The following is an 18,262-nucleotide window of genomic DNA, read 5'->3' as shown; positions in this document are numbered from 1 at the left end:
AATATTATAATGATTCAACCTTCTTTTGAAATCTCTTCAAAGGTAATCTCTGTGAAAGTGAAAGTGCAACTTTATACAAATATGTAAACTCTTCTGATTTTCTGAATAAGATAAAGAAAAATACATTAGGAATTATAAGGCATAATATCGCCCTTATTATCAAGTTCATCTGTCCATGCAGTTCTAGAGTATTACCCATATAATTTATGATAAACCCTATAGAAAATACAAGGATGCCAAAGCCAAAATATCTGAGGAAGTAGGTTCTAACTGGCTTTTGAAAGGCATATTTGAAAATAACAAAAGGATCATACCAGAAGTATGTGCATAACCTGCTTATTACGGTGCCTAATAGTACTCCCGCAATTCCTATCTTATTTGCCAGAATGATTGAAACTGCAATGTTTATTAAGGCCGCATAAACAGGACGGTATTTTCCTTTTTGAAACAAGCCTGTAGTTTCTCTGAAAGTTGTGGTGGCATTTTGCATACCACTTGTATAAAAATCTAATATGATAAAAAATACTATGAATGTACTCATTACATAGTTTTCACCTAACCATATCGTAATAGTTGGGTTTATCAGATTCCAAAGACAAATCGAACAAAAACCATATACCCAAAAATTTAAAAATTGAATGATACGGAAAACAAAATAATTCCGATCCTCATTTTCTTTTACAACTAAGTTACCCACGCTTGCTGTAATTGAATAAAAAATTTGGCTAACAAAAGTATTAATTGTAGCAATGATTAACAAATAATTAGAATAAATTCCAACCCAATATAATCCAAAAAAAGAAGAAATAATTAAATTGTCCGTACCATTTATTACTACTCCGCTTATTTTGTAGAGCATTAGGGAATAGAGATTTTTGAAAAAACCTTTTTTTTCTTCATAAGATAATTTAACATTATTTTTTTCTTTAATGTAGGGGTATAATCGATTTGCCTTATGAGAAATATATACATTTTTCAGAATATTCATGGTTATTTGTAAGGCAAGCACCACTATAAAGTTTTTTGTAGTTAATAATAAAAGTATTTGGACTAGATTAGATATAATAGTAACCCCGGTATGGATTTTGGAAATAATATGATTATGCTGGTCGGCTATTATTATAGATTGTTTGTAAACTAGGAAATAAGATGAAACTGAATTAATTAAGAATAAGATATATATAAGTTTTATTTCTTGTATGCTTGTCGCCCCATTCATTAAATGCGAAAGAAAGGGCAGCAGTAATAAACCGACCATAAAGATAACGAAACCAATGATTTGATACGCTTTTTTGTATAAATTCAAAAAACCTTGAATTTTCCGTTGGTTACCTTCTGCCAATGGCTTATAAAGGTTATAAATAATTGCAGTATCAAATCCTAAATTGGCAACTGAGAGCAGGATTAATATATTAGTAAATAGACCGTTAACGCCCAGATATTCAACTCCGAGCGTTGAAATAAAAACAGTCCGTACAATAATACCCATTATTGCGCTTGTGATTTGGCCTGAAAGACCAAATATCATATTTTTCAGGGAATTTTCTATTCTCATATGATCTCTTTCACTATGAATTTGCAAAAATTCGATTTATTTTTGTTTTAATTCTCCTGTTAATTATGGGTACAAATTGGGTTACCCGATATCTTAATAAAGCTTTCTTACGTTCTGTTGCAAAGTCGTAATCCATGAACCAATCCAGCAGATCCTTATGGACAATTCTGTTTATATTTTCTCTCATCGTATTTTGAATGATTTTCCAATAAATCGTAATAATAGTATGTGTAAAAAATTTAACTTCTTTTTCCAAGAATGACTTAACATGTACAGATAAATTATCTGGTACATTAAATCCAAAGTATTTGGGATCTTTGCCTTCGGCCACTATACTTAGAATGGTTCTTAAGCATTTCTCACAAGAGCAGCAATTTTCTTTATTTTTAAAACAGACCCTTATTTGAACAGGTTCTTTATCTGCATCATAATAATTAACTAAAACCTTAACTTTATCCTGCCTAGTCAGTTCATAACCATCATGGTTAACCTTCCCGGAGGCATATCTTATATTGTTATCGACAGTTGGATCTGATGCACAAGCAACTTGGAACAGTGGAGAATTTGAACTCGCTATGTAAATGCATTCAACTTTAAGTTTAAAGGCTATGGGGATTCCAGCAGAAATTATTGCCAAGCCATGGTGTAACCCATGCCACCAACTGTCTCCTAATTTTTTATGATAATCATAATCGATGGATTGTGCATGAATAAACGTACCGTAATTGGATTGAATGAGAATATTTTCCAACCCGTATTGTTCTGCAAATGAAATCGCATTTTCTTTATCCGCGTTCCAGACTTCGCTCTCTTGGATCTCGTCGTCATGCCACCCGTATTCAGTAATCAATAATGGATTTTTATCTTTTACCCTTATAAAAGTAGTAACTGCGTCGAGACCACCACTAAATAATGACGCGGCCTCGCGCTCTGGTGTGTAGATGTGATCCTCAATTTTATCTACAACCAATTGACCTTTAAATTCTACATTCGGGAACATATTTTGATAAGCTGTTTTCACATTCTTTAAACAATCATAGAAGGACTTATCCAACACGTCCACAATTAACATAGAATCCGTAATCCACATCAGAGGCATCACATTAGCTACAAATGGTATAGCTAGGATAGCGTGTGGAACTTGCGAGATCTCATAGTTGTATTCAAGAAACATATGATTATTCTTATTAAAATATTTTTGCAGATTCCCCTCGATGGTAAAGAAGTAGTCTACTCTATTTTGATTTACAGTAATTTTATTAAGTATTATCTTTTTCATCTCTTCGCCTCATTTCAAGATTCAAATTGTGCTAACCACTTATTAACAACTTCGTAATTCACATTAACGCTTGTAATAATTTCAGATTGAATCATTTCTTCAAGTTTATTAATATCTTTTCTTTCTAATACATTCAAGTTGTAAGTTTCGTCCATCCCGCGTGCCCTTTCATCGATTGAAATAATGATCGAACGTTTCTTATGTCCCATCGCGAATATACCAGCGTGCAAGCGTGTTCCCACGTAATCAATATCGGTTGATAGCATATTTTCATACGCTTCTACTGAAGGAGGTATGATATTAATTCTTTGAGTATTGTCTAAGGTCTTGAAATATTTATAGTCTCCAGAGCCTTGCAGCCAGAAATAAACATTTTTATAATTTGCGTTAAGAATATTGATTAACTTTTGATCCCTTTCAATATCCCTTGAATAGTCTGTAAGTGTAAATATAACTGACTCTGATTTTCCTGTTGGAATTTCTTTGCACAATTCTGGTGTCAATGACCACATTGTCGGACAGCCTGTGTTAAGTACTTTGAAGCCCATATCTTCCATGAATCGTTTTGTTCTTTCATCTCTAACACTATGAATATACTTATGGGATAAAACTTTATTGTAAAGCTTCTTCGTATAATTACTAATCTGCTCTCCTTTACCCGCACCAACGCCAACCAAAATACTATTACGTAAAGGCTCACAGTTAAATAAATTGATATTCCACTGAGGGAAACGATTAAACATGTCCATTGTCAACAAATTAGTACCACAAACAAATTTATACTTAGCATCTTTATAAAAATTTTGAGCATATGATCTTCTAACAACTTGATACCAATGAAATGCGGGAACATGTGTCGGTAAGGTCATAACAAAGTTGTTTTTATTTATTTCCGATAATTGACGTCGTGCGCACTTCATGATGATTTCGTCACCCTTATTCAGAGATCCTACCGATGTGTCTAGCAGCAATACATTTTCCATAAATATAATTCCTCCTATATAATCCTATATAATTTGGTTAATTCATAACTGTTGCTATAGTCTGTATTATCACAAGTAACTGCCAACTCTTCCCTAAGCTCAGAATTCTTATAGAACCTCTCTATCCCATCTGCTATGCCTTCAACGCTCAATCCACAAATTAAACCCTCAATCCCATCTTCAATCTGACTGCTCGCTGTTGGATAATTGGTAATTAATATCGGCTTACCTAATATTTTCGCCTCTGTTACTGTAACTGCTTTGCCTTCATACCTTGAGGGCTGGACATATAAGTCGCATGCCTTTATATAAGGATATGGATTTATCTTTTTACCTAGTAAAATAAAGCTGTCTTCTAACTTGTTATCTGTAATTAACTGTTTAAGTTCAACCTCGTAACCGCCATATCCTACGACTAGCCACTTTATTTGGGTGAATCCTTTATTATGTAACAACCTCAACGCCTTGACAGCCATATCAAAACCCTTAACATAAGACAGTCTTCCAACAGACACAATGGTAAAGGCATCCTGATATCTTTCATTTATCTGAATATCACTATCCGCCATTTTTCGAATGAACGCCGGCGAAGTAATATTTTCGATGAGCTGGATCTTGTTCGCTAGGGTAGGATACGTTTGGATAAAGGCATCCGTTACTGCATCAGAAATCGAGGCGATCACATCATACTTTTTCCAGACAGCCAAGTCGATCTCATTATCAATCTCTAATTCGCTGTAATCGGTATGAATCCAAGCGATCTTCTTACGCGCGCTCACTTTACTCGCTACAAGATCATGCGGCCACGCATAACTGATTGCTAAATCGTACTTCTTCTCCCAGTTCGGCAACACATACGACATGTATTTAGGCACAAGCTGCATTTGGATATAGCCCGATCCCTCTTTCAGTTGTCTTGATTTCGCCTTCACACGGGAAATGACTTTAGCCAATATTCGAATCAAGACTGCTGAGACTTGCCCTTCCTGTAAACATTGGCGCATGGATTTACGGAATACGGTATACGCAGGTATTTGTGGAAGAAGGTTAACTTTCTCAGGGATTAAACTCAAGAAGTCACCAGAATGATGACAAATGAATAAATCCACATCATATTTATCATAATCGAAGCTCTCCAGCATGTTGATTAAGCTTCTTTCAATCCCGCCAATTTCCATATCGAAAACCGTAATCAAGATTTTATTTTTATGCATATTGAATATAGCTCTTTTCCCTTTTATTTAAGAATAAAGTATTAGCGGGAACATTCCCCTTCACAACGCTTCCTGCTGCGATTACAGCGTTATCCCCGATGAACGTATCTCTTAAAATGACAACATTAGATCCAATCCACACATTTTCCCCTATCATGACTTCTCCCTTAATAAGGTGTTCATCTGTTGAATGTTTGAAATTGTGATCATGGTCATTAATGCTTACATTCGGAGCTATTTTGGTGTATTTACCAATAGAAATCTTATGTACACAATTAATGTTACAGTTATCATTTATAAACACTTTATCGCCAATATGGAGTTTGCCGTAATGATCGACTCTAATACTCGCATTTTTCCTGATAAACACAAACTTCCCAATATGGATTTTGGCATGCTTACTAAATGCTTCTACTCTGCTGTTTGCTTGAAGAGAGAATATCGAGGATTCAATGTTTTTAAAGTAAATAAGCTTATTCATATAAGCTCTCAAGATTCCTATTACATGAGAAATATTCATAATTATTGTATGATAGAGTCCCCTGCCGCGGCTTTCAGCAATAAGCGTAGACATGACTTTTCTTAATAGATTCATCTCAAAAGCCCTCTTATTCTTGCAATATTATGTCCACCTATAATCCTTGCCAGGAGCAACTTCATTCGCCCCTTCCATCTCGCCTTAGGTGGCAACCAACTCTTATAAAAGTGATGCATGGCATACGTGTTTTCCGACTTAAATGTTCGGCAGTTAATGTAGTCATAAGGGGAGAAATACGTTTGCGGATAAAAGGTTCCAACACCCTCTATCTCTTGATAGCTACCATTGGGAGTAACACCCCAATCGCCTAATATCTTCGTTATCATCGCAACATTGGTAAGCGAATCAAAGGTACCATCAGCAAGGATGAAGCTCTTTGTATGATAGGAATCCATAAATACTTGAATCAGCTTATTTTCTTTCGCGGCTCCAATCGTACTGGTCGCGATATAGTTCTCTTGCTCAAATCCCCAGAACGATTCGTGATGCAACAGGTCATCAAAGGATTTGAACACTTCCACATCTGTGTCTAAATAAATACCACCATAGTGATAGAGCGCGTACACTCTAGCATAATCGCTGACGAACGCAAATTTACCCGCTTCATAAGCTTCTTTTACATATGAATTACTGCTGGTATCAAAGTTGGTTTCATTCCACTCCATAAATTGATAGCCAGTTAAATGGTTATGCCAACTTGCTATACATCGCTTCACGATGTCGGGCTTTTCTTTCCCGCCAAACCAGCAATAGTGTATGATCTTAGGAATTTTCATTTCATGATCTCCCTCGCCCGATAACGCACATCTCAAGTAAATTAAAATTCTTTATTAAGAACATCTGTCTATTCTCAATAATAGTTCTTTATAAAGAACATGTCAATGTGAATGTGCTTCGATAGAGAACATTTACACAATCAATATCCTTTTACACCACGCCAGCTTCAGAAACTATGAATTTACAGCACCTATTTGATTACCTAATAAGTTTGAAAATAGTCCCTCGCGCTCTTCAGCTAGCTGGTCATATTCTCCCTTTTGAATAATCTGCCCTTGATCGATGACAATGACTTGATCAGCCTTGCGAATGGTCGACATGCGATGGGCAATGACGATCATGGTCAACCTACCCTGCAATCGCTCCAACGCTTCTTGAATTTTCGCTTCATTCTCCCTATCTAATGCGCTCGTCGCCTCATCCAATATAAGGATAGATGGTTTACGCAATATGGCTCGGGCCAACACTAGACGCTGCCGTTCTCCACCAGATAACCGGATTCCTCTATCACCAATCAATGTGTCGAGACCCTCAGGCAGCTTGCTAACGAATTCCGCGGATGCGGCAAACTCTAGGGCTTCCCAGATTTGTTCCTCGGTTGCGTTAGGATCAATCATCAGAAGATTATCTTTTATACTTCCATTGAAAAGAAATGGATCTTGAGGGACATAGCTAATGGATTGCCTTAGTGCATATACCTTTTCGTTTGAAATTGGCTGCCCATCAATGCAAATCTGACCTGTTTGGGGTTCAATAAGACCCATAATAACATCAATTAATGTACTTTTCCCTGCTCCAGAACGACCCACTATAGCTGTCATCTTCCTAGACGGTATATAGATATTAATGTCTTTAAGCGCATAGGTCTGTTCATTTTGATTGTAACGAAAGGATACGTTCTTACACTCAATGTGCGTTTTAATTTCAATCGGTTGAAAGGTCTTGTTCTCTGGTTTGTTCTCCATATAAAATTCCTTCAGACGCACACATTCTTGCTGCAATTTGATGATTGCCTTAAAGGCAGGAATGGTTGAAGCGATTTGCTCCATGTTCGACTGTATGCCTGTAAAGCGAGGCCATAATCGGGAAAATATAACGAAGATTAGTAACAGTTGCTCCACTTTGGTCTGAAAGATGGTGACGGAAAGATAAACAAAAACAGCAATTAATACCGAAGAAGCAACTTTATAAAAAAGTTGGGAAGATGACCTTAGCTTGATGTATTCGACTTGTTCGTTCACTAAATTTTGTGTTAACGATCGATACCAACGCAGCCAAGATTCTTCCAATGAATTACTTTTAATATCTTTCATGCCGGCCATTTGATCGGATATACCTGCAAGAAAGTTTTGGGATAACTGTGAAGTTTGGCCGCCAAGTGATTTCGCTCTTTTAATAAATTTACGAGAAAATAAGGTTAGAATGACTCCAAACGTTAATACAAAGATTGTCATGACTGGGGATAGCCAGAATGCTATACCTATCTGGATTAAAGTGAAAATCAGAGAGGCTACTAATTGCAGCACTAAGGTTGTTCCAAACCCCACTCTTGTTAATTCGGAAGTTAATAAATTAATGAGATCTGATTTTCTATGGTTTACGAAAAAACTCCAATTTGACTGCAGCAAATTCGTATAGGTTTCCAGTCGTAAGTGTCGAACGAATTTCTGTTGAATAATGGTATCTCGAATCGTTAAAGTTCGCAGCAACCAGTTTTGACCTATTACTAAAAAAACGAATAAACATAGAACTAACGGTAAACTTAGAGCCTTTGGTAAGTCTTGAAGATACTTAATCATCATCGAAACAAGTGGAATTCCTGTCTCAACATTAGCAATGCCGCTCACATTAAGGATTGGAAGTAATAAAAGAACGCCTACACCTTCAATTAAACTAATAAATACCATGCCAAGAGTGTTAATAATCAATATTTTTCCAGAGAAAGCATATAGCTTTTTAGTAAAGTGCAGAACTTGCTCCATTTAAATTCCTCCTATGACCATGAGTGCCTCCTAGTTTTCCGCCAAAGCCACATGAAAGGCCTTAACGGAAAATATAAGAAATGGAGGTTCTTTGGTAAGGGTAGTAACTCTACATCCATGGGGTAAGGATGCAGGAAGCTTAATATATGTAACACTTTTAACTGATTAGACATTAAGGAAAATAAGTGATGTTTATGATACCTTGCTACATCCTCAGGTAGAGGCTCTCTGTGCAAGTGAATCATTTGTTTCATATAAAATAACGCTGCATGTGCTAAATGAACGGGGCGTTTCCCCTCGATCAGCGTATTCATTTCTTTGGTCAATGGAGTAGCTAATAAATTAGAGGCTAAGACTAGAGATTGCCCTCCAACGTGGGCCATTTGAAATTTTTTTAAGCAAGCGATTTGCTTCTCCCAGTTTATTTGAAGCCTTGTGATACGGTCGATATCTATTAGCCAGCGAAGCCTGGACCAGCCGTGGCGCGCACCGTGGGAAGCTAGAAACATAAACAAATCCTCATTTCCTAACATGTACACGGGAAAGCTGGCTATTGAGCTCTTCTTTCTTCTCTCCCACAATTCTGTAAAAGTTGGCTCATAAGAGGGGCCCGGGTTTAGTTTCCAATGTATTTCGATTTTCGTTTTTTTCTGAGAATGCGTGTAGGTGACATGGTGATGTCTCCATTTCCAGTCGTTCATTACGGTTGAGAAATAATCATCTTTGACATAACCAAGTGCTGCCAAGAGATCATGGGCTCTATCTAAGTTATCAATAGATATCAGTATATCTAAGTCACTGCAGGTTCGCTTGGATATTTCACCATAAAGGTCTACTGCAAGAGCAGGTCCTTTTAAGCTCAGCATTTCGATCTTATGATCTGCAAATAACCTGCAAAGCTGCTCCATCTCTGCGCTTAATCGCAGCATTTGAAACGTATTTTGTTGGTACTCGCGTCGCAATTCTTCACAAACATAGTCAGGAATATAGGTTTTCTCTATTTTTTTTATTTGTTTATAGATGTATGGATATACCCGATGGTGTCGAACCAATTCCAGAAATAAATTCCAATTTATTCCGGTAAAAGCGTCAGCATCAAAAGAACTTAAGCTGCCTTCACTCTCGCTTTTGATGAACGATAGTATTAAATTCAATTCTTTGGGCAAGACGGTTGCATCTAAGCTTAGTTCTTTATTCATTGCTTAACTCCCTTATCTATTGGCATTTATTTGTTTGGCGAACTTGGCAACAACCGTAAATCGATCCATCCCTTCCTTCCCTGTAACATAAAAATGGCCACTACGTAGCCATGCGTGTGCAATCATTTTGGCCAACTCATCTTTAGTGGTTCCCAGATACAACGTACTCTCGATATTGCGTCGTTTGAGCATCTTCATGCCAGCTATAGCCTTAACTAGGCATTTGCTTTCCCACAACGTATATTTACTCATAATGTCAATAGCACTTGCGATATGCTTTAGTACAATCCGATTCCTCTCTAACTCCATAATTGAAGTTTCTTGCATGGGAACTCCTAATGAGGGAGCCACCTTAGAGAATGGCAGAGAGACAAGAATACGTGCCCATCCTAAGAAGAACAATGCCTCTACTAGTAACAACATAGTTCTTATATCTAATGTCAAAAAAACTTTCAACTTATTCATGGCATTCACTATCCTCCTACGACTCTTAGCTCGAACCCCTAGGGAGCTTAACAGACATGAATAATCTTTTCTTCTAATAAATGATTTAAGAATACCTTGGTCTGTTCTTCACACACTTCTTGTTCGACATCAAATTCTTTCGTTAAAGCTGTCACCAACTCCTCTACAGAGATAGGAGCACTTATTAACTCCCATATATGACCACCGATCTGACCGAGATTGTAATACTTCCCATTGGCAATGTTCAGCATTACTTTTTCTCCGTCCATATCACTAACAATATTCCCTTCACCTTGAACAATTTGTACATTTAACGGAATGGTGTATTTCATCATGCTTATTCCTCCATTTTTATAGTATTCAGAATCAGTGACATGAGCTGGGGAGCCGTAAACCCAGAGCTCGGCCGGCGTAATTGATACATTCGAATCCGGTCCGAGATGCTTATCGATGTTTTAAAGTGCCAATCCATTAATTCAAATCTTTCTAACAGAGAACTCCGGAATGTATGGCAATATAGGGCATGCAGCCGCGCCAGACCTTTCATAGGAACAATCTCAGTTTCATCTCCATCTGTTTTAGTAAGTTCGAATACTCCTGCTAGAGGTAACGGTTTCGTTACGAAATGATCAGAAACTGGAACTAGGTACTTTGTTTCTCTGTCAAATATGGATTGGTAGCGGCTTGTCTCCATTCCAAATTCCGTTAAGCTTTCCTCCCACAGCTTTTGTTGTGGATAGGCAGGCATCACCATCGGCATTTGATCTGGAGAGAACGTTACCGCAATGACGTCATCACTTAGCAGTTGAAATTCTCTGCCAATAAAGGCTGAAGCAAGAGTCGATTTCCCTGCTCCGGAATGACCTACGAAAGCATAGGCTTTCCCATCAATAGCTATAGCGCTGCCATGCAGAGGAAGTACTCTGCGCTGCATTAATAGCGTACCCATACAAGTACCAAGTACATATAGTCGAATCTTTGCCTCATCTGCACCAATCACAGGTGAAACGGTTATGATTCCCCCGTCTTGCACGCAAAAAATGGCGGTATCTTTGATATGGAACATAAATAAGTTCTTACTAATCACGTACATATCGTCGGCTTTTGCCAATTGGCTCCATCGTTCTGATAAGTCTGCTTTGTTTATTACAACATCTATACTCTCATTCTCATTGTTACTTATCATTAATTCCGACAGCTCAAACTCACTATTAATATTTAAACCGAAGGCTCGATATATAACCTTATTTATTGTTTGAATCATTATTTTCACTCCATATGTTGACATGAATAAATTTAATGAAAGCCCTTATACCTGTAAAAGTATAAGGGCAATAGATACTTACCGAATTATGTAATCTAAATTAGCTGTAGTGAACGACCTCAGTCGGGTCGGGTTGAACGCCATCCGGATGTGCAATTCCTGGTCCAGCCATTGTCATTTTCACATCAAGTACTTCCAAAGTCGGGATATTCCATTCTTTTTTAGCTTGATTTTGCATTTTCTCACCCCCTCTCAATTAAAGTTTTTTATAAAGCGAGAAAAAATAATGCTGCGCATTAATATTCTAAACCCAAATTCGTAAACATACTCAGGTTTAGCTGCATCCTTAATTTTGGAAAGCGCCGACTTAATTTCTTCCATATTCATGTATTCTGACATCCTTGGATCCTTGATATTCTGCTCGATTTCATGAATGAAAGCAGGCCATGAAGGAGCCATCCGGTGAACACCATCAGCGCCTTGAACGCCTCTGGATTGTTGATTTAATCTAACCTTATCGGGTAAATGGTTAACCGTTGCCCTTCTTATTAAAGATCTGTCTACACCGTTTTGAACAAATTGTTCGTCTGGCACAGACAAGCAGAAGCGAGCAACTCTTAGATCATTCGTTGGGTCACGTTCCCATAAGGAATAACGTAATGATAATTTGGTTCCTATGGTACCGTTTAAACCCCAATAGTAAAGCTGTTCGAACTGATTCTTTCTTATATCATAGGCACTTTGGCTTGAGTAATCTGTTCGATTAAACCCATGCTTCTCTATCAATTCATCAATATTTGTCTTTTTGGCAAATTGGGGGTTAATTAACTTTGGAAATACTTCATTGTCCTTGGAGGGAGCATTTCGCATGAAATGTGGGAATGCTTTCTTTCCAACCAAGGATAAAATCCTTTTTCTTCCTACACCCATATTCGCACTAAAATGCTTTACTTCTTTATACAGCTGAATCCATTTTAATTTTTTCATTAGAATAGCTTGATAGTCTATGGCTGGCCCCCAAGATATGGTCCAATTCCCTCTCTGACCATTTAGAAGGACACCGATCCCCTGTTCTTGGGCTTTCTCATAGATCCCCTTTAGCCAAAAGGAATTCTCAAAAAATTTATAGGGCATCTCCATCGTTTCAAGCCAGTTATCAATTTCCGATAGTGGGCTAAGTCCTTTGAAGTCCAAATAGTTATCCTTTATATTGCCTACATGTTCAACCGTGGAGCGAATATAAGGTCTTTCATCAGCAAATCTACTCCTGGGTGTCCAATCATCCTTAAAATCGTCAACAGGTATATAACTGTAGGTATGTAATAATTTATTCTCATTCCGCAGGGCTTTAGCGGCAAAGCTTGCAACAGAACCAGAATCAAGTCCCCCACTAAGATGTGCACCTACCTGCCGATGAGTACGTAATCTTGACGTTACTGCTTTTTGAAAAACATCACGAAATGCTTCTTCATACTCTTCATTTGATTTAAGCCTTAAAGTTTCCCCTACAGCTAAAGTGCAGTATTTGGAGAACGTTACCCTTCCATCTATCACTGATATACTATGAGATGGCGGTACTTGCTCTATATCCTCATATACAGTAGCTGAGCAATCTATTGCATCAACTGTCAAAGGAATGGCTAGAAATTGTGCAACCCAATTTTCATTAAGTTTTTTTGCGATTTCTGGCAAAGTAAGTAATGGTTCAATGATCGTGCTAAAGGCAAATCGATCTGTAGATTTATGGAAATATAACGTTCTTGTTCCCGAAAAGTCCCTAGCTCCAAAAAGTGATTGCTTACGTTCATCCCAAATCATAAAGGCAAAGTCACCTATTAGATACTTCGGGGCATCCAATCCCCATTTCACGTAAGCAAGCAAAATCAACTCACTATCCTTGATTGTTACTTTCTGGTCTCGATCTATTTGAAGTAGATGAAACAATTCATCACGATTATCAATGATCGCGTCCGCTGTAATGGCCAGCCGTCTTTCGGAATCATAATAAGGATTTCGTTCACCGACCGATTCGGGTGTAATCCACTGTGCATGACAGCCTAGGAAAACTTTCCCCTGCTGCCATGTCTGAACATCGTCTGAAGGATACTTAGCAAATCCTTGCATCAATTTATGGCTATGTTCAGCATTCACAGGCTCTTGGTCTAGGTGAAAGATTCCGGCTATTGCACTCATACGTTTCCTCCATATTTCTATATGATAAAAGGGAATCTCGCCCTTCATCGTTCTCATTAAAGAACGTTGCTATTCAATTAATTTACTTCTATTTACTTACATGAACCTGTGAGAAATTCTTTTTCATTCTCTCATGTCGTTCTTTATCGAGAACAACCTCAGAATATCATCTTCTATCTTTGCTGTCAACAACTTCCTACATCTTTTTGATCTTATGCGTGAACTTCATATTTCCTACGCTATACATGAAATTAACGAGTGCTGTCCAAGTATGTTTCATCGAATCAAAATCGAAAAATTCATAATAGACCCAATTTACATATTGCATATATGTCTTATGATTTCGATCTCTTATTGCGTTGTATTGCCACCATAGGTTGATCCCTTTTTTAATGGGCAGCTCTTTGATGTTTGCTAGATGCGGAAAGTGGTGGTAGACAATAGCTAGTGTTCTAACGATCCTTCTCAGGGTTTTGTGGGCAGCGGCGTCCTTCTGTAAACGGGTGTAGTCAATATTGTCCTGCAGGGTATGTATCATTTGGATGATGTCCAAAAAATATTTAATAGAACACAAATTATGCCTCCAACCATGCAAACAAATCATATAAAACGTGTGATAATCCGATAATTCCTTGATATACCGGTATGATCCTATGGCTGTAGCCTGCTCCCAGAATTCATCCATAATTAACTCAGATGTTTTTTCTTTCATCAAATCCCAATGTAACTCAATTGTCAGAGGAATTGGTGAATCAGGTATTTCTTTACTGAAGCTCCAATGGAAATGGGAAGGGATCCGTTCCTGCTCTATATACCCCAAAGATTTCACACAATGAATAGCTCTTTCCAGTTCAAAAGGATGCACTAAAAGATCAATATCGGACGTACACCTAGCTCCTAAATGTCCAAAATACTTTTCGGCAAAGAAAGTGCCTTTAAGGGGGATTGTCTGAATTCCCGCTTCTTCAAGTTTTTCTAATGCTAATTTCGTTTGGCTTCGGATAAACATATTTTGATATAAGGCACCATTATATTTTTGTTTTAACCGTTCCAGAAAAAACGACGGCACTTGCACCAATTGTCCCCGCTGCTTTAATAACCAATAAATCTGCGGTGATATATCAAAAAACTCAATATCCTCGAGTGTTTTCTCAAAAAACTCTATTTCCTGGGGCATGTGGACTCTTGAATCATATAACGCTTGTATCAAAGTGATGATCAACGAGCTCTCCCCTTTTCTGAGACCCTTTCCGATTTAAACTGCGATACAATCCATTCTCCAGCAGTAAATCGCTATGGTGTCCGGTTTGAACAATTTTTCCTTTGTCCATGACAATGATTACATCAGCATTTTGAACAGTCGATAATCGATGTGCGATGACAAGCGTTGTACGGCCTACCATTAATTTATGAAGGGCTTCTTTTACTTGATGTTCTGTCTCATTGTCCAAGGCGGAGGTAGCCTCATCCAGCAGGAGGATCGGAGCATTTTTTAACACCGCACGGGCAATAGCCATACGTTGTTTTTGTCCACCGGACAGTTTTACCCCTCTCTCCCCAATTTCAGTGTCATAGCCATGAGGAAGAGAAATGATGTAAGGATGGATGTTGGCAATTGTTGCAGCCTGCATCATCTCCGCATCCGTAATGCCCTCTCGGGCTAATAAGAGGTTTTCCCTTATCGTACCGCCAAATAGAAAGGTATCTTGAGAAACATGGGCAAATAAACTCCTTAATTCGGAAGGTGAGAATGCTTCACTAGAACGATCATCAATGAAAATCCTACCTAATTGCGGTTTGTAAAATGCTAAGAGCAGATTAAATAATGTCGTTTTCCCTGCCCCGCTCAAACCGACTATGGCAACGACCTTTCCGGCCGGGATCTGCAAATTTAAATGATTGAAAATGCTGTTATGTCCATCATAGCTAAATGTGATGTCCTGAAACTGAATAGACTTCATCAATGGCTTAGATTGGATGGCTAACGGTAAATCAGTTGATTCGGTTGGCTGCTCCAAGATCTTGAATAATCTTTCCATAGCTGAAGATGATCTTTGAAAGCCTGCCCATTGTCCTGCGAGCTCTGTCAACGGATAAACCAAATGGTTAACCAGGTTAACAAAAATTAGCAAGGAACCTACTGATATTAAACCTAATGAGACGTAATACGAACCCATGCAGAGGCTTACAAGAAATGTTATCGTAGATACAGCGTGCCCCCCTACATAAAACCATCCACGCAGCTTTGCATTTCTTAATTCAAGGGTATATAGTTCTTGATTTTTACTAACATATTTCGCGAATATGGATTTTTCCATGGTAAAAGATCGAATGACTTGCAATCCATGAAAGGTCTCATTTAGCAGGGTACTAATATTTCCTATCAGGCTATGAACTAATCTGCCGTTGTTACGGAGTAATAAACCGAATATAACACTAAATAGCATAGCAATCGGAGCGACTAGTACGCATAAAAGCGCTAATTTCCCACTAATCTGCATCAAATATATCAAAACAGCCAGATAGATAAAGGGAAGTCTTATAAGATCAATTAGGCTTCTGCCAATAACACCGTTAATGCTATGAATATCATTGGTAAAATGAGACATCAGCTCACCGGATTGGTGCTTGGATATATCCTTTCCAGATAAAAGCAATATGTGTTTAAATAAGTGTGCGGAAAAATCCCTCTTCACAGCATTTGTTGCAATGGTTTCAAAAATGGTATTCAAATAAGTCGAAGAAATGCTAAGAATAACAAAGCTAATTCCTATTGGAATTAACCACTTCATGCGTGCAAAATTACTTTGAATAGCAGCGTCCGTCAGGTTTCCAAAGAACCATGAATAGGCCAACGTTAAGGTGATATCAACGAATAACAAGGAAAAGAGAATGGCATACGCCTTCCAGTGCCGCAGCATATATGGAGTCAATAAGGTGTAGGTTCTCTGAACGTCCTTGAAAGTTATGTACTCCTTTACGGCAAATAGGTACCTTCGTATTATTCCTGTCATAGGTCACTCCATAGAAAGTCTACGCTTGCGTGCTTTCTCTTCGATTTAAATAAGCTCTTAACAATAGCGATATCATGGGGAATGAAAGGACCGTTTGACCCCAAACATAAGAGGGTAGACTCGAGACTTGGATGATTCTCCCTTTCCGCCTAATCCAGGTCATCTTGCCAATCAAATGCTCCATTGCAACAGCTTCATCATGCGCTAAATTAGTATCTCCTTTACAAAGATAATGCAATTGTTGGTTCCTAGTTACTAATCGGCAAAAACGATGGGCGACTAAGTTGCCATGAGGTGTATGAAATAGGATGATATCGCCTTTCTTTATGTTTGCAGCCTCCGTGGATACAAAACGGCAGATATCCCCTTTTTTTATACAAGGATACATACTCGTTCCTCGAGCCGGAAGCTCGATCCATCCTCTCTTTTCCATTGCATGAGTAATAAGCTGTAGGAATTCCTTACGAAACTGCATATTGAACCAAGCCGCGTCCAATCATATCGTTCAAGAACGCTTCAATATCTTCTTCAACCGTTTCGTCGACAGATTCATACTCCTTCCGAATTGCTTCGCTAATGGAGCTTACCGTCTGAGCTGCGCCAAGCAATGACCAGCAAAATCCGCCCACTCCATTTAACTTCGTTAAGTTATACTCGTCTGTGTTCAAAATAATCCATTCCATATCCAGTTGAATAGATTCATAATCATTCATCCGAAGGTACTGGGTCATTACGAAATCAACTCCCAAAATGTATTGTTTTTTTGAAAATGCAGCTCGTAAACTGGGACTGCGTTGACCACATGCTGCAGCAATTGGAGTATGCTCCCGGTTTCATCTGAGCTGTGAGACCAATAAAAGACTTTATCCATGAGATTAAGAAATCCGTTCGACTTATTAAGTGGAACGATATGATTATCGATTGCCTGATTCAATAAATAAATGCCTGCCAACGGACTTGATTCCTCTACGCCAGTTCTGTCCAGTTCACTTCGAAAAGGAGAATTAAAAACCGTAATCTGATCAGAGGTGATTTTCACAATTGTTGCTTCATCGGAAAAAAGTTCTCGGGGCTGCGATAACTTAGCGGCGGTAGACTTGCCTGCACCTGAGTGACCTGCAAACAGGTATGCTTTCCCCTTATCGATTGCGCAAGATGAATGAATTAATAGACCCCACTGATGGTAAACCAGATAAGAGCTATATAGATTCATCAATGCATGCTTTAATGCCAATTCATTATGTACAGATATTTTAGCATTACGATACTCCAAATCTGTCTCAATTAAGTAATCAGCCCTGCGAAAGCAAATGGTATTCGCTTCTTTGGTAATCGCCACGTTATAATCAACAAAAGGAATTCCATATCCCTCTGTTAGTTGAATAGAGAGATGGGGCTTAACCTTAGTCAGAGCTACTGCTGGGAAGTTCCGTTGAATCCAGTTCGTAATCGTTTCTGAATGGCATTGTATTTGAATAAAGTGCTCGCCAATTGTAGTATAAATGCGTTCCATGATACATCCCCTCGGGACTTATTGAAAATCGAGGTCAACGGCATTCTACCATTGACCCCCCTTGGACAAATTTACTTATTCTTACCGTTGCCGCCTCCGTTACCATTATGCGGTCCGGTGTACGGAGGGTTCGGATAATTAATACCACCATTCCCTGTACCCGGGTGATTCAGGTTACCGTGGCCCTTATTCCAGCTTTGAGCTGTCTCAAAACGAACCGGTTGTTGACTTAAAACCATGGGGCGCGCATACAATTTTTGTTCCCTCTTCGCATTTTCTTCCATCG

The 18,262-nt window shown here is 38.3% G+C and carries 19 protein-coding genes; all 19 read right to left on the bottom strand.

Annotated elements, in window-relative coordinates:
- Positions 1-4: 4 nt before the first annotated feature.
- The 19 genes from ASD40_RS20680 to ASD40_RS20590 all read right to left on the bottom strand — a co-directional run bounded on the left by ASD40_RS20680 (position 5) and on the right by ASD40_RS20590 (position 18,260).
- Positions 5-1,555, bottom strand: a complete 1,551-nt coding sequence (locus ASD40_RS20680) for a lipopolysaccharide biosynthesis protein (RefSeq protein WP_057305127.1) — start codon at positions 1,553-1,555, stop codon at positions 5-7.
- Positions 1,556-1,568: 13 nt separating this feature from the next.
- Positions 1,569-2,834, bottom strand: a complete 1,266-nt coding sequence (locus ASD40_RS20675; RefSeq protein ID WP_057305013.1) for a hypothetical protein — start codon at positions 2,832-2,834, stop codon at positions 1,569-1,571.
- Positions 2,835-2,848: 14 nt separating this feature from the next.
- Positions 2,849-3,817 carry a polysaccharide pyruvyl transferase family protein gene (locus ASD40_RS20670; protein WP_057305012.1) on the bottom strand — a complete coding sequence of 323 codons (969 nt, stop codon included), beginning with the start codon at positions 3,815-3,817 and terminating at the stop codon, positions 2,849-2,851.
- 14 nt (positions 3,818-3,831) lie between these two features.
- Positions 3,832-5,031: a glycosyltransferase gene (locus ASD40_RS20665; protein WP_057305011.1), complete on the bottom strand. Its 1,200-nt coding sequence runs from the start codon at positions 5,029-5,031 to the stop codon at positions 3,832-3,834.
- Positions 5,024-5,626: an acyltransferase gene (locus ASD40_RS20660; protein ID WP_235549321.1), complete on the bottom strand. Its 603-nt coding sequence runs from the start codon at positions 5,624-5,626 to the stop codon at positions 5,024-5,026. Before ASD40_RS20660 ends, ASD40_RS20665 begins: the two co-directional genes overlap by 8 nt.
- Positions 5,623-6,345, bottom strand: a complete 723-nt coding sequence (locus tag ASD40_RS20655; RefSeq protein ID WP_057305010.1) for a glycosyltransferase family 32 protein — start codon at positions 6,343-6,345, stop codon at positions 5,623-5,625. The genes ASD40_RS20660 and ASD40_RS20655 overlap by 4 nt, the downstream gene beginning before the upstream one ends.
- 174 nt (positions 6,346-6,519) lie before the next feature.
- A complete protein-coding gene (locus ASD40_RS20650) occupies positions 6,520-8,328 on the bottom strand; it encodes an ABC transporter ATP-binding protein (RefSeq protein ID WP_057305009.1) in 1,809 nt (602 codons plus the stop codon).
- Between the two features lie 11 nt (positions 8,329-8,339).
- Positions 8,340-9,527 carry a nucleotidyltransferase domain-containing protein gene (locus tag ASD40_RS20645; protein WP_057305008.1) on the bottom strand — a complete coding sequence of 396 codons (1,188 nt, stop codon included), beginning with the start codon at positions 9,525-9,527 and terminating at the stop codon, positions 8,340-8,342.
- Between the two features lie 12 nt (positions 9,528-9,539).
- Entirely contained in the window at positions 9,540-10,001 is a 462-nt protein-coding gene (locus ASD40_RS20640; RefSeq protein WP_057305007.1) for a lasso peptide biosynthesis B2 protein, read from the bottom strand.
- 38 nt (positions 10,002-10,039) lie between these two features.
- Positions 10,040-10,324 carry a lasso peptide biosynthesis PqqD family chaperone gene (locus ASD40_RS20635; RefSeq protein WP_057305125.1) on the bottom strand — a complete coding sequence of 95 codons (285 nt, stop codon included), beginning with the start codon at positions 10,322-10,324 and terminating at the stop codon, positions 10,040-10,042.
- Positions 10,325-10,329: 5 nt separating this feature from the next.
- Positions 10,330-11,256, bottom strand: a complete 927-nt coding sequence (locus ASD40_RS20630) for a hypothetical protein (protein WP_057305006.1) — start codon at positions 11,254-11,256, stop codon at positions 10,330-10,332.
- A 100-nt stretch (positions 11,257-11,356) separates the two neighbouring features.
- Entirely contained in the window at positions 11,357-11,494 is a 138-nt protein-coding gene (locus ASD40_RS37350) for a paeninodin family lasso peptide (RefSeq protein WP_057305005.1), read from the bottom strand.
- A gap of 14 nt (positions 11,495-11,508) precedes the next feature.
- Complete coding sequence (locus ASD40_RS20620; protein WP_057305004.1) at positions 11,509-13,449, bottom strand: asparagine synthase-related protein; 1,941 nt, start codon at positions 13,447-13,449, stop codon at positions 11,509-11,511.
- A 196-nt stretch (positions 13,450-13,645) separates the two neighbouring features.
- The gene (locus ASD40_RS20615) at positions 13,646-14,671 is read right to left on the bottom strand and encodes a nucleotidyltransferase domain-containing protein (RefSeq protein WP_057305003.1); all 1,026 of its coding nucleotides are present in this window, start codon (positions 14,669-14,671) and stop codon (positions 13,646-13,648) included.
- The gene (locus tag ASD40_RS20610; protein WP_057305002.1) at positions 14,640-16,463 is read right to left on the bottom strand and encodes an ABC transporter ATP-binding protein; all 1,824 of its coding nucleotides are present in this window, start codon (positions 16,461-16,463) and stop codon (positions 14,640-14,642) included. The genes ASD40_RS20615 and ASD40_RS20610 overlap by 32 nt, the downstream gene beginning before the upstream one ends.
- Positions 16,464-16,482: 19 nt before the next feature.
- On the bottom strand, positions 16,483-16,851 hold the full coding sequence (locus tag ASD40_RS39445; RefSeq protein WP_442952682.1) for a signal peptidase I: 369 nt from the start codon (positions 16,849-16,851) through the stop codon (positions 16,483-16,485).
- 73 nt (positions 16,852-16,924) lie between these two features.
- Entirely contained in the window at positions 16,925-17,194 is a 270-nt protein-coding gene (locus tag ASD40_RS20600) for a PqqD family protein (RefSeq protein WP_057305000.1), read from the bottom strand.
- The gene (locus ASD40_RS20595) at positions 17,194-17,976 is read right to left on the bottom strand and encodes a hypothetical protein (RefSeq protein ID WP_057304999.1); all 783 of its coding nucleotides are present in this window, start codon (positions 17,974-17,976) and stop codon (positions 17,194-17,196) included. Before ASD40_RS20595 ends, ASD40_RS20600 begins: the two co-directional genes overlap by 1 nt.
- Positions 17,977-18,047: 71 nt before the next feature.
- Positions 18,048-18,260 carry a hypothetical protein gene (locus ASD40_RS20590; RefSeq protein WP_057304998.1) on the bottom strand — a complete coding sequence of 71 codons (213 nt, stop codon included), beginning with the start codon at positions 18,258-18,260 and terminating at the stop codon, positions 18,048-18,050.
- Between the last annotated feature and the right edge of the window lie 2 nt (positions 18,261-18,262).

Source organism: Paenibacillus sp. Root444D2, assembly GCF_001426375.1.
Classification (GTDB): domain Bacteria; phylum Bacillota; class Bacilli; order Paenibacillales; family NBRC-103111; genus Paenibacillus_E.
The sequence above is the reverse complement of the archived record's forward strand: the minus strand, read 5'-3'. Positions and strand labels throughout refer to the sequence as shown.